The organism is Glaciibacter kafniensis, assembly GCF_039538945.1.
Lineage (GTDB): Bacteria > Actinomycetota > Actinomycetes > Actinomycetales > Microbacteriaceae > Cryobacterium > Cryobacterium kafniensis.
In genome coordinates this window covers 1-15,381 of the sequence record NZ_BAABCN010000006.1, presented here as the reverse complement: position 1 = coordinate 15,381, position 15,381 = coordinate 1, and the positions used below count along the sequence as shown (strand labels likewise).

14 protein-coding genes and 1 pseudogene are annotated in these 15,381 nt (G+C 64.0%); all 15 read left to right on the top strand.

The features are described 5' to 3' along the window. Positions 1–24: 24 nt before the first annotated feature. The 15 genes and pseudogenes from rsmI (at position 25) to ABD791_RS11220 (ending at position 14,935) form a co-directional block, all read left to right on the top strand. Entirely contained in the window at positions 25–900 is an 876-nt protein-coding gene (gene rsmI / locus ABD791_RS11290) for a 16S rRNA (cytidine(1402)-2'-O)-methyltransferase (protein WP_345066392.1), read from the top strand. A 78-nt stretch (positions 901–978) separates the two neighbouring features. Continuing rightward, positions 979–2,064, top strand: coding sequence for an NADP-dependent oxidoreductase (locus ABD791_RS11285; RefSeq protein WP_345066389.1), 1,086 nt, complete (start codon positions 979–981; stop codon positions 2,062–2,064). A 41-nt stretch (positions 2,065–2,105) separates the two neighbouring features. Continuing rightward, on the top strand, positions 2,106–3,680 hold the full coding sequence (gene metG, locus ABD791_RS11280; RefSeq protein ID WP_345066386.1) for a methionine--tRNA ligase: 1,575 nt from the start codon (positions 2,106–2,108) through the stop codon (positions 3,678–3,680). Continuing rightward, a complete protein-coding gene (locus ABD791_RS11275; RefSeq protein ID WP_345066383.1) occupies positions 3,673–4,620 on the top strand; it encodes a TatD family hydrolase in 948 nt (315 codons plus the stop codon). The genes metG and ABD791_RS11275 overlap by 8 nt, the downstream gene beginning before the upstream one ends. Before the next feature lie 161 nt (positions 4,621–4,781). Beyond that, a pseudogene (rsmA, locus tag ABD791_RS11270) lies at positions 4,782–5,564 on the top strand (16S rRNA (adenine(1518)-N(6)/adenine(1519)-N(6))-dimethyltransferase RsmA); the annotation flags it as partial. A 150-nt stretch (positions 5,565–5,714) separates the two neighbouring features. Beyond that, positions 5,715–6,185, top strand: a complete 471-nt coding sequence (locus ABD791_RS11265; protein ID WP_345066380.1) for a hypothetical protein — start codon at positions 5,715–5,717, stop codon at positions 6,183–6,185. 117 nt (positions 6,186–6,302) lie between these two features. Then, positions 6,303–7,238: a 4-(cytidine 5'-diphospho)-2-C-methyl-D-erythritol kinase gene (locus ABD791_RS11260; protein ID WP_345066377.1), complete on the top strand. Its 936-nt coding sequence runs from the start codon at positions 6,303–6,305 to the stop codon at positions 7,236–7,238. 219 nt (positions 7,239–7,457) lie between these two features. Next, positions 7,458–9,269: an ABC-F family ATP-binding cassette domain-containing protein gene (locus ABD791_RS11255; protein ID WP_345066373.1), complete on the top strand. Its 1,812-nt coding sequence runs from the start codon at positions 7,458–7,460 to the stop codon at positions 9,267–9,269. A gap of 509 nt (positions 9,270–9,778) precedes the next feature. Beyond that, a complete protein-coding gene (locus ABD791_RS11250) occupies positions 9,779–10,144 on the top strand; it encodes a VOC family protein (RefSeq protein ID WP_345066370.1) in 366 nt (121 codons plus the stop codon). Positions 10,145–10,162: 18 nt separating this feature from the next. Further along, complete coding sequence (locus tag ABD791_RS11245; protein ID WP_345066585.1) at positions 10,163–10,357, top strand: GNAT family N-acetyltransferase; 195 nt, start codon at positions 10,163–10,165, stop codon at positions 10,355–10,357. Between the two features lie 181 nt (positions 10,358–10,538). Next, on the top strand, positions 10,539–11,102 hold the full coding sequence (locus ABD791_RS11240; RefSeq protein ID WP_345066367.1) for a dTDP-4-dehydrorhamnose 3,5-epimerase family protein: 564 nt from the start codon (positions 10,539–10,541) through the stop codon (positions 11,100–11,102). Between the two features lie 39 nt (positions 11,103–11,141). Next, a complete protein-coding gene (locus ABD791_RS11235; protein ID WP_345066364.1) occupies positions 11,142–11,858 on the top strand; it encodes an ASCH domain-containing protein in 717 nt (238 codons plus the stop codon). Between the two features lie 340 nt (positions 11,859–12,198). After that, positions 12,199–13,095 (top strand): MetQ/NlpA family ABC transporter substrate-binding protein, encoded by an 897-nt coding sequence (locus ABD791_RS11230; protein ID WP_345066361.1) that lies wholly within the window; start codon positions 12,199–12,201, stop codon positions 13,093–13,095. Between the two features lie 137 nt (positions 13,096–13,232). Beyond that, a complete protein-coding gene (locus ABD791_RS11225) occupies positions 13,233–14,276 on the top strand; it encodes a methionine ABC transporter ATP-binding protein (RefSeq protein ID WP_345066358.1) in 1,044 nt (347 codons plus the stop codon). Further along, positions 14,276–14,935, top strand: a complete 660-nt coding sequence (locus ABD791_RS11220; protein ID WP_345066355.1) for a methionine ABC transporter permease — start codon at positions 14,276–14,278, stop codon at positions 14,933–14,935. The genes ABD791_RS11225 and ABD791_RS11220 overlap by 1 nt, the downstream gene beginning before the upstream one ends. Positions 14,936–15,381: the final 446 nt, after the last annotated feature.

The window sequence follows — 15,381 nt, the reverse complement described above, 5'->3', positions numbered from 1 at the left end:
AGCGAGGACTGCGAGACTGGGACCATGATCATTCTCGCTGCGACACCGATCGGAAACCTTGGGGATGCCTCGGCCCGCCTCGTTGAGGCCTTGAGCACGGCGACGGTGGTCGCCGCCGAAGACACCAGGGTGACCGTGCACCTGTTGAAGGCGCTCGGCATTGAGAACCGGCCGAAGCTGATCAGCCTGCACGACCACAACGAGCGGCAGAAAGCGGCCGAACTCGTCGAGATCGGCCGCGACACCGACCTGCTGGTGCTCAGTGACGCAGGGATGCCGACCGTATCCGACCCCGGATTCCACCTCGTCGACGCGGCGGCGGCGGCCGGGGTTCAGGTGACGGCGATCCCCGGGCCGTCTGCAGTCGTGACGGCCCTCGCCGTCTCTGGCCTGCCGACCGACCGCTTCACGTTCGAAGGGTTTCTGCCGAGAAAACCCGGCGATCGGCGTTCTGCTCTGCGCGAGCTGGCGAACGAACGACGCACCATGGTGTTCTTTGAGTCGCCCAATCGCCTGGCGGCCTCGCTGACGGATGTCGCAACCGTGTTCGGAGCGGAACGTCGCGTCGTCGTCTGCCGCGAACTCACGAAGTTCTATGAAGAAGTGAAACGCGGGACTGCGGCCGAACTCGCCGAGTGGGCTGCCGGCGGCGTCAAGGGCGAGATCTGCGTCGTCATCGCCGGAGCTGAGGTGCGGGTGCTCGACCTGGAGACCGGCGTGGCCGAGGTGCTCGCACTCGTGGCGGGCGGCATCCGTTTGAAGGATGCCGCAGCCGACGTGTCAGCGGCCACCGGTTTGAGCAAGCGCGACCTCTATGAGGCGGCCCTGAGTCGCAAAGATGGCGCGAGCGGTGTGGCGAAGGCTCCGAAAGCTGCCCAGATGGACCTCCCGCTGAACTGACGCACGCCCCGCGGCAACGACAACTAGTAGAGTATTCCTCACGAAGTGACTCTGTTGGGTTCTGGTCGGAGGTGCGCGGTGGCACATGCGGTGATGTTCGCTCGATTCGGCGGCCCGGAGGTCCTCGAACTCGTTCCGATGGCGAAGCCGGCCGCCGGCGCCGGTCAGGTCGTCGTCGAAGTCATGGCTGCGGGACTGAACCCGGGCGAGAGCGCCATTCGGGAGGGCAAGCGTCAGGATCAATGGCCAATCTCGCTGCCATCCGGACAAGGAACTGATTTCGCCGGCTTCATCGTCGATGTCGGCAGTGGTGTTCTGGGCTGGAACGTCAACGACGCCGTGTTCGGTCATGCGGTGCGGGCGGCGCAGGCGAGTTTTGTCACCGTCCCGGCCGGAAACATTCTGCACAAGCCAGAGCACCTCCCGTGGGAGATCGCCGGCAGCCTGTTCGTCGCAGCGACCAACGCGTGGGAAGCCGTGGCGGCGGCGAACCCCGTGCCCGGTGAGACGGTGCTCGTGCATGCGGCAGCCGGAGCGGTGGGCGGAATCGCCGCTCAGCTCGCGCGACTGCGCGGCGCGACGGTGATCGGAACGGCGAGTCGTGACCACTTCGACCATCTGCGTCAGATCGGCGTTGTCCCCGTGGAATACGGACCAGGGCTCGAATTGAGGCTGGCCGCACTCGCACCAGACGGCATAGATTCCGAACTCGATCACCTCGGCGACGAATCTCTGATCAACGTGGAATCAACCAACGAACGCGACCTGGCGAATGTTGCGGTGATGGTAGCGAACCACCAGATCTCGGTGCCGGTGGCGGCTATCTACCCGCTCGAACATGTGCAGGATGCCTACCGCGAAATCGAGGTCGGCCACGCTCACGGCAAGATCGTGCTCAGCATGGTGCCGGTCGGCTACGCCCGTCAGAAAGTGCGCGGAATTGACATGCGCGAGACCGAGGCCACGAAAGACGACCCGAACCGGCCGCCAATTCCGCACACGGTCGAAGCGCTCCCGCCGGTGATCGGGCACCTGCCCGGCCACCCGCATCCGCGGCCGGGCTTCGATGCCGAGTTCAACCCGCCGGTGCCTGGCGAAGTGGATGCGGCCAATTCCGCCGCTGCGCCGGCCGCCGCGCCCGCGGCAACCCCGGGTGCCGAGTAACAACGGCAGCGGTACTTGCCCGGCTCCAATAAGATGTGAGCATGTCCGACGGCTCCTCTTTCTACATCACCACGCCGATCTTCTACGTGAATGATGTCCCGCACATCGGGCACGCCTATACGGAGGTGGCCGCAGACGTGCTTGCCCGCTGGCATCGCCAGAAGGGTGAGAAGTCCTGGCTGCTCACCGGAACCGATGAGCACGGTCAGAAGATCCTGCGCACGGCGACCGCAAACGGCACCACTCCCAAGGAGTGGGTCGACCGCCTGGTCGAGACCGCATGGAAGCCGCTGCTCGACACCGTCAACATCGCCAATGACGACTTCATCCGCACCACCGACGCGCGTCACGAAGTGAACGCCGCCAAGTTCTTGCAGCACCTCTACGACTCCGGTCACATCTACACCGGTGAGTACGAAGGCTTCTACTGCGTCGGCTGTGAAGAGTACAAGCAGCCGAGCGACCTCGTCGCCGGCACCGGCGAGTTCGCCGGCCAGCAGGTCTGCGCCATCCACTCGAAGCCCGTCGAACTGCTGCACGAGAAGAACTACTTCTTCAAGATGAGCGCGTTTGCCGACCAGCTGATCGAGCTCTACGAATCGAACCCCACCTTCGTGCAGCCGGAATCGGCACGCAACGAGGTCATTGCGTTCGTCAAGAACGGCCTGAGCGACCTGTCGATCTCCCGGTCGAGCTTCGACTGGGGCATCAAGGTGCCGTGGGACGAGAGCAACGTCGTCTATGTCTGGTTCGACGCGCTGCTCAACTACATCACCGCGGCCGGATACGGTCACGACGACGAGAAGTTCGCCGAGCTCTGGCCCGCGACGCACATCGTCGGCAAAGACATCCTGCGTTTCCACGCGGTGATCTGGCCGGCCATGCTGATGGCCGCCGGCATCGAGGTGCCCAAGCAGGTCTTCGGCCACGGTTGGCTGCTCGTCGGCGGCGAGAAGATGTCCAAGTCGAAGCTGACCGGCATCGCGCCGAGCCAGATCACCGACACCTTCGGCTCCGACGCCTTTCGCTACTACTTCATGCGCGCCATCAGCTTCGGCCAAGACGGCTCCTTCTCCTGGGAAGACCTCTCGGCGCGCTACCAGTCCGAGCTCGCCAACGGCTTCGGCAACCTGGCCTCGCGCGTGATCGCCATGGTCAACCGCTACTGCGCAGGCGAGATCCCTGCCGCCGGCGCGCTGACGGAGGCCGACGAGGCAATCCTGGCCACCGCGAAGCGCGTGACGGATGCCGCGTCAGAGGCCATCGATCGTCTCGCCATTCACGAGGCCCTCGCCTCGGTCTGGGAGCTCGTTGACGAGCTGAACGGCTACATCACCCTTCAGGAGCCGTGGGCCCTGTCGAAGGACCCCGCCAACCGCGAACGCCTGGAAACAGTGCTGAACACGGCAGTGCGCGGACTCGGCACGCTCGCCGTGCTGCTGTCGCCCGTCATTCCTGAGGCGACCGCCACCCTGTGGGCCGCTCTCGGCGGGTCCGGTGCCGTGACAGATCAGCGCATCGACACCGCATGGGAGTGGACCGGCGGCACGCACGTGAGCACTCTCGACGCCCTCTTCCCGCGCATCGAAGCAACTGTTGAGGCCACTGTTGGCTAACGATTCCGACCACGTTCGGAAACGCGAGCAGACCTCGGGGCGGGATCTCAGTTACCCGCCACTGCCGCAACCTCTCACCGTCGGGGTGTACGACAACCACACCCACCTGGAGATCGCTGACGGCGACGACCCACTGTCGTGGCTCGATCAGCTCGACCGCGCCTCGAGCGTCGGCGTGCGCGGGGTGATCCAGGTCGGCAACGATCTGGAGACCTCCCGGTGGTCAGCGGCGATGGCGGCGCGCGAGCCGCGCATGCTCGCGGCCGTGGCCATCCACCCGAATGAAGCACCGCGCTACGCCAGGGAGGGCACCCTCGACGACGCCCTTGCTGAGATCGCCGAACTGGCTGCCCAGCCCCGCGTTGTCGCGGTGGGGGAGACCGGACTCGACTTCTTTCGTACCGACGTCGCCGGCCAGCCGAGCCAGCACTACTCGTTCGAAGCCCACATCGAGATCGCGAAAGCGAACGGCGTGGCCATGCAGATCCACGACCGCGACGCCCACGACGAGGTCATCGGCACGCTCAAGCGCGTCGGCGCGCCCCAATTCACCGTGTTCCACTGCTTCTCCGGCGACGCGGAGATGGCAAAGATCTGTGCCGACAACGGCTGGTATCTCTCGTTCTCCGGAACGGTCACGTTCAAGAACTCGGTTGCACTGCGTGAGGCGCTGGCCATCACACCGCGCGAACTGCTGCTGATTGAGACGGATGCGCCCTTCCTCACTCCGATGCCGTACCGCGGCCGCCCGAATTCCCCCTATCTGCTGCCGAACACGCTGCGGGCCATGGCCGAGCACCTGGACACCGATGTCTCGCTGCTCGCCGCCCAGATTTCATCAAACACTGAACTCGTCTACGGCCGCTGGGACGCCCAGCCGCTGAACGGCCACCATGCCGATATCGACGAGAACGCCCAGCCCATCGGAGGCATCGCATGAGCGAGACGCAGAACGACCAGCCGTCAGAGAGTCCCACCGAGGCTCCTCTCGCCGAAGGTCCTCTCGCCGAGGAGCACCACGAACACGGCCGTCACGCGGCGGCGCCTGTCAAAGCGCCCAGCGCTTTGCTCGGGCCGGCGGAGATCCGCGACCTGGCCGAAATGCTCGGGGTCAACCCGACGAAGAAGCTCGGTCAGAACTTCGTCATCGACGCGAACACTGTGCGTCGCATCGTCAAGGTCGCCCAGATCTCGCCCGGCGACACCGTCGTCGAGGTCGGGCCGGGGCTCGGCTCGCTGACCCTCGGCCTGACCGAGGTCGGAGCCCGGGTTGTTGCCGTCGAGATCGACGCCCGACTGGCCGAGCAGCTTCCGCTGACGGTCGAGCTCATGCAGCCGGGGGTGCCGCTGACGGTCATCCGCGACGATGCTCTGAAGGTGATGGAGCTGCCCGGCGACCCGACGAGTCTCGTGGCGAACCTGCCGTACAACGTGTCGGTGCCCGTGCTGCTGCATCTGCTCGAGCACTTTGCGTCGATTCGTACCGGTGTCGTGATGGTGCAGGCCGAGGTCGGCGAGCGGATTGCCGCGGCCCCCGGCTCGAAGATTTACGGCAGCCCGAGCGTCAAGGCCGCCTGGTACGGGGACTTCCGCACGGCAGGCAAGGTGAGCCGTCAGGTGTTCTGGCCGGTGCCGAACGTCGACTCGATTCTGGTGGCCTTCGAACGGCGGAGCGAACTTCTGGAGTCTGAGGAGTTGCGCCTGGCGACGTTCGCCCTCGTCGATGCCGCGTTCCAGCAGCGTCGCAAGATGCTGCGTCAGTCGCTCTCTGTGCTGTTCGGCGACTCGGCGACGGCGTCTGCGGTGATCTCCGCCGCCGGCATCGACCCGACGACCAGGGGCGAGCAGCTTACGGTTCACGACTTCTTGGCGATCGCTCAGGCGTGGCCGGATGAGCCGGGCGAGTCGAGCGACGAGTCGAACGAGTCGAACGAACTGACAGAGTCGAGCGAGTCGAACGAGCAGAACGAGCAGAACGAGTCAGACACGCCGAACGAGCAGAACGAGTCAGACACGCCGAACGAGGAGTAGCCGATGGTCGACACCCCGGTGAACAGTCGCCGCGAGAACATGAGCGATGACGCGCTAATCGCGGCAACCGGCAAGCCGTGGGCCGAATGGTTCGCGATTCTCGACGCCGCGGGAGCGACGGCCCTGACGCATCCGCAGATCGCCGGCGTGTTGCAGAGCGAACACGCGGTTGCGCCCTGGTGGTGCCAGATGGTCACCGTGGGCTTCGAACAGGCCCGCGGGATGCGTCTGCCCGGGCAGCGCGCCGACGGAACGTTCGAGGTCGGCGCCTCAATCACGCTGCCGGTGGCGCAACAGGAGGCACTCGACGCCGTGATCGACGCTGTCAGCGCGGGGCTCGGTGAGCCGCCGATCCGGGTCAGTCGTGACGTGAAATTCATCACCGCCAAGTGGATGACGGGGGAGAAGTCGTCGCTTCTCGCGACGGCCAATCCGGCCGTTGGCGACAAGACATCCGTCTCGCTGACACACTAGAAACTCGACGATGCGACGGCCGTCGCCCCGGCGAAAGAAGCAATGAAAGCCTGGCTGGCCGATGCGCGCACGACGGCCGCGTCATCGCAGCAACGGGGCCTGAGCTAGGTTGGATTCATGACCATCCCGGAGGCCTCAACGGTTGTGCACGCGAGAGCGCCGGGCAAGATCAACGTCTTTCTCAAGGTCGGGGCCCTGCAAGACGACGGCTACCACGAACTTGCGACGGCGTTCCAGGCCGTTTCGCTCTATGAAGACGTGTGGGCTTCACCGGCTGACGATTTTTCGGTTGAGTTCTCCGGTTCGATCGACACCTCCGGCCTCGTCACCGACGGCAGCAACCTGGCGATCAAGGCAGCACGCGCTCTGGCGCGTAAGGCCGGCTATCGCGGCGGGGTGCGCCTGAAGATTTCGAAGAACGTGCCGATCGCTGGCGGCATGGGCGGCGGGTCAGCGGATGCCGCTGCAACGCTTCTCGCTTGCGACGCGCTCTGGGGAACCGAAGCCAGCAAAGACGAGTTGCTCACGATCGCGGCCAAGCTCGGGGCTGATGTTCCGTTCGCGGTGACCGGCGGAACTGCGATCGGCACCGGTCGTGGCGACCAGCTCAGTCCGGCCTTGGCCAAGGGACAGTTCCACTGGGTCTTGGCCGTCGCTGAATTCGGGATGTCGACACCCGGCGTCTACGCCGAACTCGACCGGCACCGTGAACGCCACGCCCAAGACATCTTCCCTGCCGCTCATCAGCCGAGCGTCGACGCGAATGTGCTGCAAGCGCTGCGCGCCGGCGATCCGGCGATGCTCGCCGAATCGATGTACAACGACCTGCAGGCACCGGCTTTGCACCTGGCGCCTGGCCTCGGCCGTGTGCTCGAGCTGGGCGAAGAGAACGGCGCACTGGCGGGCATCATTTCGGGTTCTGGCCCGACGGTCGCCTTTCTGGTTTCCGACTCCGATAGCGCTCTCGAATTGCAGGTGGCGCTGTCGGCGCTGCGCGTGCACGCGGTGCGGGCCTCTGGCCCGGTGCACGGCGCGCGTCTGATCCACGCCTAGCCTCTGCCACCCTTTTTCCCGCATCCCTTTCTCGCCTGCCTCCGTTTTTGCCTGCATCCGTTTCGCGAGAGGTCGCAGACCGCCCCTTCGTCGCGATTGATGGGGCGATCTGCGACCTCTCGCGGTGAGAAATGCGCCTCGAGAGCACCGATGTTGACGGGGAGCGGGCGACGGATGCCGCAGGGCTTGCACATCCGGGCCAGATAAGCTCAAGGGATAATGGCACATTTGCTCGGGGCCGAGTCCCTGCACCTCGAATTTCCTACCCGCGTCATCTTCGACAGCGTCACCGCCGGCCTCAATGAGGGCGACCGAGTGGGCGTTGTCGGCCGCAATGGCGACGGTAAGTCCACCTTTCTCAAGCTCCTCGCCGGGCGCATGGAGCCCGACGCCGGCCGGGTGACCCGCCGACGCGGCGTCACGATCGCGATGCTCGACCAGTCAGACAAGCTCGTCGAAGGCGTCACCGTCGGTCACGCGATCGTCGGCGGCATCGAAGAACACATCTGGGCCGGCGACTCCAAGGTGCGCGACGTGATCGGCGGACTCGTGCGGGACATCCCGTGGGACGCCCTCGTCGACGACCTGTCGGGTGGCCAGCGCCGCCGCGTCGCCCTCGCCGCGGTGCTCGTCGGCGATCACGACGTCATTTTTCTCGATGAGCCCACTAACCACCTTGACGTCGAAGGCATCTCCTGGCTCGCCGGGCACCTGAAGACCCGCTGGGCCGCGAACTCCGGCGGCCTCGTGGTCGTCACTCACGACCGGTGGTTCCTCGACGAAGTCTGCAACCAGACCTGGGAGGTGCACGACCGCATCATCGAACCGTTCGAAGGCGGCTATGCGGCGTACATCCTGCAGCGCGTCGAGCGTGACCGGATGAACTCGGTCGTCGAGGCCAAGCGTCAGAACCTGATGAAGAAGGAGCTGGCCTGGCTACGCCGCGGCGCACCCGCCCGCACTGCCAAGCCCAAGTTCCGCATCGATGCGGCCAACGAATTGATCGAGAACGAGCCGCCGCCCCGCGACACCGTCTCGATGCAGTCGATGGCGATGCAGCGTCTGGGCAAGGATGTCGTCGACCTGATCGACGTCACCGTCACCTACCCGACGAAGACCGGCGAGAAGACGGTGCTGAACAACATCACCTGGCGCATCGCTCCGGGCGAGCGCACCGGCATCCTGGGCATCAACGGCGCCGGAAAGAGCACCTTGCTCGGCTTGGTCGCCGGTACCGTGAAGCCGACCAAGGGCACGGTCAAGCGCGGCAAGACCATCAAGGTCGCCGTGCTCACGCAGCAGCTGCAGGAGCTTGACGGCATCCAGAACGACCGTGTCAGTGAGGTCATCGCACGCCAGAAGACGTCGTATGTCGCCGGCGGCAAGGAGATCACCCCCGGCCAGATGCTCGAACGCATGGGCTTCATGAGCGCGCAGCTGTCGACTCAGGTCAAAGATCTCTCGGGTGGCCAGAAGCGTCGCCTGCAGCTTCTGCTGATCGTGCTCGACGAGCCGAACGTTCTCATCCTCGATGAGCCCACTAACGACCTCGACACCGACATGCTTGCCGCGATGGAAGACCTGCTTGACTCCTTCCCCGGCACGCTGCTCGTCGTCTCGCACGACCGCTACCTGATCGAGCGCGTCACCGACAACCAGTACGCCGTAGCGGATGGCGCCTTCCGTCACCTCCCGGGTGGCGTCGACCAGTACCTGCAGTTGCGTACCAAGGGTGAATCTGCTCTGACCGGCTCACCGACTGAATCGGCCGGCGGTGCGGTCGGCGGATCGAAGAAGCCAGCACTCGGCGGCGCCGAACTGCGCAACGCTCAGAAGGAGCTCGCGTCGATCGACCGCAAGGTCGCCAAGCGTCAGGCCGAGATCGCCGCACTGCACGAGAAACTGGCCACTCACGACCAGTCGGACTTCGCGGGACTCGGCAAGCTGAGCACAGAGCTCGGCGAGCTCGAAGAGTCGATCGCGAGTTTCGAGACGCGTTGGCTGGAGCTCTCGGAGTTGCTCGGCGAGTAGTCGGTCGCCGATCTCCGATATCGGTGATCGGGCCCGTGTTTGCTCGGTGTGTGGCCATTTCGTTGATCGAGGAGCAGCCGACGAAGGAGGCCGCATCTCGAGATCCCGCGAGCCAACCCTTGAACTTGAGTTGCGTGTGAACAGTGGCTCACGAGGTCTCGAGCTTCGGGGCTGCTGCGCGGCATTGTGGTGAACGAATTTGACCATTTCGTTGGTCGAGGAGGCCGCCCGCGGCCGTCTCGAGACCCCGTGAGCCAATGTTTGAAAGCAACCCGAGTTCAAGGATTGGCTCGCGAGATCTCGAGACGCGTGCTCGCAAGCTCGCGCGCTCCTCGATCAACGAAATGGCCATATGCCTAATAGACACGGGCTCGCTTCGCTCGCTCGTTCCTCGACCAACGAAGTGGTGATACTCGTCCATTACCACTGAGTCGAGCCTGTGGGGCAGTTGACGCACGACGGGGAGATGTGCAGTGGCGCCACGCCCCACGTGCGCATAGTGTGGAGCGATGATCGGAAGCATCGAATCGCTCATCATCGATTGTCCGGACCCTCGTGCGCTTGCCCGCTTCTACTCCGAGCTCATCGGGGCGGAGATCGTTGGCTATGACGCCGATTGGGCGGAACTCGTGCCACCCGGTAGCCCGCGCCCGCTTCTCGCATTTCAACGCGTGGACGACTACAACCCGCCGCGGTGGCCGAGTCAGGATGTCGCCCAGCAGATGCATATCGACGTCAAGATCGATGACTTCGATGTCGCCGAGGCCGCTGTCCTGGCGTTGGGGGCGACGAAGGCGGGGTCAGATACGCCGACGTTCAGGGTCTATCTTGACCCGGCCGGGCATCCGTTCTGCCTGATCAAGCCTGAAGACTGACGACTCCTCACAGGGCGGATCGCCGCGCGTGGTCGAGGGATCGCGCGTGCACTGTTGGAGGCCATGGTTGCCAGAGCACAGGCCGTGGGTGTGCGGAGCCTGGACCTAACGTCGCGCCCATCCCGAGAAACCGCGATCCGGCTCTACGAGGCTTCCGGCTTCGTACGGCGTGATTCCGTCTTGTTTCGATACCAGTCCATCGATTCTCGATGAGCGTTCCAGCGATCTGAGCGTGCGCTTCAAGCTCGGTGGCGATGTCGACCGGGCGAGACCACTCTGGTCGCGACCCTAGATTCTCTCGGAGAGCCTCAGCAACGGCACGCCGCTCGCCGCCTAGGTTTCTCAGTGTCAATGGTTTTGTTGACATCGACAGACGGGCACGGAGGAACTGAGGATGAGTTCGGCCACAACGAGTTTCACTGCAACGACGACGGAGATCCCTGGATTGCTCCTGTTCGATGTATCTCGCGTCGACGATGGTCGGGGCTGGTTTCAGGAAAAGTTTCATCGCGAAAAGCTCGTCAGCGTGGGGCTGCCCGAGGAGTTCAACGTCGTCCAGTCGAGTGTTGCTTTCAATGTGGAGGGATCGACGCGGGGTTTTCACGCCGAACCCTGGGACAAGTACATCTCGATCATCGACGGGAATGCTTTTGCTGCCTACCTCGACCTTCGGGCCGGCGACTCGTTCGGAAAGATTGTGACGACCGAGCTTCGCCCCGACAACGCGGTCTTCGTTCCCGCAGGTGTCGCAAACTCCTATCAATGTTTGAGTGCGCTCCACTATCTGTACAGCGTGAACAAGCACTGGACGCCCGACGCCTATGAGCTGTACACCTTTGTGAACCTGGCAGACCCCGACCTGGACGTGGAGTGGCCCATTCCGCTCACTGAGGCAATCCTCTCGGACAAAGACCGTGTTCATCCTCGACTACGGGACGTCGCACCGATCTCTCTCTGATCTCAGTTCCATCGAGCGGGAGTCTGCCAGACTCGGCAGATGCTGCAAATCAACGAACGTCGTCTCGTGGCTGCCGCCGAGGCGATCGTGCGATCTCTGCCCGACAACGACACGCACACGGTGGCGTCCGCGGCCATGGACATCCGCGGCACTATCCACACCGGTGTGAACGTCTTTCACTTCACGGGTGGCCCGTGCGCCGAACTCGTCGCGATTGCAGCTGCAGCGCAGGCCCTCGCCGGCCCTTTGGCCACCATCGTCGCGGTCGGTAACCGCGACCGCGGTGTACTCGCGCCCTGCGGCCGATGCCGACAAGTCTTGCTGGATCTTCATCCCGATGTGACGGTCATTCTGCCCAACCCCGCTGGTGACCCAATCGCGGAACCTATCCGCAACCTGCTGCCGCATAGCTACGTCGCCCCGGAGCGCACCGATGGGTCCCGAATCGTCTACTTCAATCCTCGCTATTACGACAGCGTAGTTTCGGGTCGGAAGACAATCACTGTGCGCTTCGGCGAACCCATCCAGGTGGGATCGGCCGTGTTCGTATTCGAAGACGAGCACGTCGTCCGCCACCTGAGCGCCGAAATCGAGAGCGTCGAATCACTCCGATTCGATCAGTTGAGTCACGAGGATGCCCATCACGAGGACCTCCCCAATGCGGATGCTCTGCGCCGTCTGCTGCGTACGCACTATCCGAATATCGAAAACCACGATCTCGTGGATGTGGCGAGGTTTCACTCGGTGAGCGCCTGACACTGCCTCGCGCATGCTTGACAGCGATGTCGAGGATACGTCAATTGGCAACGGCCACGAGCTTGGTCGTTGCGCAATCTGGACGGGCCCGATCGCCCGTTCGCGGCGTTTCGCGGCGATGCTGCGAGTAGCCCGTCAGGACTCGAAGAAGCTGTGACCCAGTGTGACGTAACGTTCAGCGGGCCGAATTTTCTCCGGCTAACGTAGAAATGTGCCTCGCAACGCAGCGGCACAGACCCCCACCTCTCTTTGCACCCGTGGTTTCTCTGTGCCGATTTTTTGCCCCTCTCGCCGAATGATCGGTGCGGACCAGGCGCTCACAGTGAAAGGGAAAGTAAACGTGAAGAAGAAGATTTTGGCCGCCCTCGCGGTCGTACCCCTCGTGGCACTCCTCGCCGGCTGCGCCGGTGCATCCGGGGGCAGCTCCGACACCGCAGACAGCTCAGACAAGGTCGTGAAGATCGGCGTCGTCAACGCCGGTGACGCCTACTGGGCCGACTACACGAAGGCTGCTGCAGACGAGGGAATCACCGTCAAGATCGTCAGCTTCTCGGACTACCCGCAGCCGAACCCGGCACTGACCGAGGGCGAAATCGACCTCAACCAGTTCCAGCACATCGTCTACCTTGCCGACTACAACGTGTCGGCCAAGGAGGACCTGACCCCGATCGGTTCCACCGCGATCTACCCGCTCGGCCTCTACTCGACGAAGGTCAAGGATGTCGCGGAGATCAAGAAGGATGACACCGTCGTCGTTCCCAACGACAACAGCAACCAGGCTCGCGCTCTGCTGATTCTGCAGTCGGCCAAGCTCATCACGCTCAAGAGCGGTGGCAGCATCTTCTCCGACCTGAGTGACATTGACACCGAGAAGTCGAAGGTTCAGGTCAAGGCGCTCGAGGCTGCGCTCATCCCGACCTCGCTGCCGGATGTCGCCGCAGCGGTCATCAACAACGACTTCGTCGCTAAGGCCGGTCTCAGCCTCGATGACGCCATCGCCAAGGACGACCCCTCCGACCCGAACGCCTTGCCCTACGTGAACGTTTTCGCCGCCCGCGCCGAAGACAAGGACAATAAGACCTACCAGAAGCTCGTCGAGATCTTCCAGAACACGAAGGCCGTGCAGGATGGCGTGCTGAAGGTGTCCGGCGGAACCGCCGTGCTGCTGAAGACCCCCGCTGCCGACCTCCAGAAGTCGCTCGCCAAGGTTGAGAAAGAGACTGCAGCGCAGAAGTAGCCGCATCACCCGCGTCACCTGTATCACCACGTTGTGCCCGCACCACCGCTTTACCCAGCACGACTCAGCAGTCCCGATGATGCCCACAAGGCGTCAGCGGGACTGCTTGGTCGTGAACGCATCACCGAAGGAATCACATGCCAGTCGCCCCGAACGCCGTTGTTGAACTCCGCGGAGTCAGCAAGGTCTATCCCGCTACCGCGAAGGGCGGCTCACCGGTTGTCGCCATCGACGACGTGAGTCTCACGATCGAAGCGGGCGACGTGTACGGCATCATCGGCTACTCCGGTGCAGGCAAGAGCACACTCGTGCGCCTCGTCAACGCGCTCGAGCGCTCGACCGGCGGAGAGATCCTGGTCAACGGCACCGATATTGCCGCGTTATCGGAGCGCGACCTCCGGCCCGTTCGAGCCGGCATCGGCATGATCTTTCAGCAGTTCAACCTGCTGAACTCTCGCACCGTCGCGGCCAATGTCTCCTACCCGCTTGAGGTTGCCAGGGTGCCCAAGGCCGAGCGCCAGGCTCGCGTCGCCGAACTCCTCGCATTCGTCGGCCTGAGCGACAAGGCCAAGGCCTACCCCGATCAGCTCTCCGGCGGGCAGAAGCAGCGTGTCGGCATCGCCAGGGCGTTGGCCACGTCGCCCAGCATCTTGCTCGCCGACGAAGCGACGAGTGCGCTCGACCCCGAGACCACCCATGAGGTGCTCACCCTCCTCAAGCGCATCAACCAGGAGTTCGGCGTCACGATCATCGTGATCACGCACGAGATGGATGTCATCCAGACCATCGCGACGAAGGTCGCGGTGATGGATCAGGGGCGGGTGATCGAGCGCGGCGACGTCTTCGACGTGTTCTCGAATCCGCAGCAGACGGCATCCGCCCGGTTCGTCGCAACCGTGGTGAAAGGCGTGCCGTCCGCGGCCGAACTTGAGACCCTGCAGGCGCGGCACACCGGCCGGATCGTCACCCTCTCGTTTCGCGACGCAGCGGTCGACCAGACGGCGGTGTTCGGGGAGCTGACCCGCGCCGGGGTCGCCTTCGAGGTGGTCTACGGCGGCATTCATGAGATCCAGGGCCGCCCGTTCGGGCACCTCACGCTGTCGTTGACGGCCGACGACACCGCCGTCGACACCGCACTGACCCGAATCCGAACGCTCACGACCGTGACGGAGGTGCGCTGATGGATGCCTTCCTCGATCTGCTTCCCCAGTTCGGCACTGCTGCCGTCGAGACGCTGTACATCGTCGGCCTCACCCTTCTCTTCGGCGGAATCGGCGGACTCATCGTCGGGCTCGGCCTCTACCTGACCCGTGCCGGAAACATCCTCGAGAACCGCACGATTTCGGTGATTCTCAACGTGCTGGTCAACTTTGTTCGACCGATCCCCTTCATCATCTTCATCGCGGCGGCCCAACCGCTGGCCCGCGCTGTCGTCGGCACCGGAATCGGCAACGCTGCAGTCATCTTCACAATTTCGCTGGCCGCGACGTTCGGGATCGCCCGCATCGTCGAGCAGAACCTGATGACCATCTCACCTGGCGTGGTTGAGGCCGCGCGATCGGTCGGCGCCAGCCCGCTGCGGATCATCCTCACCGTGCTGCTGCCCGAGGCGCTCGGCCCGCTGATTCTCGGCTACACCTTTGTCTTCGTCGCGCTCGTCGATATGGTCGCCGTCGCCGGCGCCGTTGGGGGAGGCGGGCTCGGAGACTTCGCGCTCACCTACGGCTACCGTCAGTTCAACCCGGTCGCGACCTGGGCGGCTGTTCTGGTGATCATCGTGCTGGTGCAGGTCGTGCAGTTCGTCGGCAACTGGTTGGCGAGAAAAGCTTTCCGGAGGTAGACCACTTCGTTGATCGAGGAGCGCCCGACGGAGTCGGCCGCGTCTCGAGATCCGGCGAGCCGATCTTGCGGATGTTGGTTGCGTCTGAGCGTTGGCTCACGAGATTTCGAGCTATGGCGCCGCTGCGCGGCATTGTGGGACACGTAAATACCTTGTGGTCGGGTTGGTCAGCGACGGATGATGGTGGTGTCGCGGTCGACGCCGTTGCGTCTTAGTGCTCCGAGCCTGTTCTCGAGCGTGGCGTGGAGGGTTTCCACGGGAACCGTGGATTGGTGCCTCGAGCCCGACTAATAGATTCCACTTTGATCTTTTACCCTCCCCGCGGCAGCGGGATCATCGGCCGATGGTTCCGGGTTCTGAGGAGGAATCATGGACCTTCTCCATGAACGGTGCGCGGGTATGGATATCTCGAAGAAGGACGCGAAGGTCTGTGTTCGGATACCAAG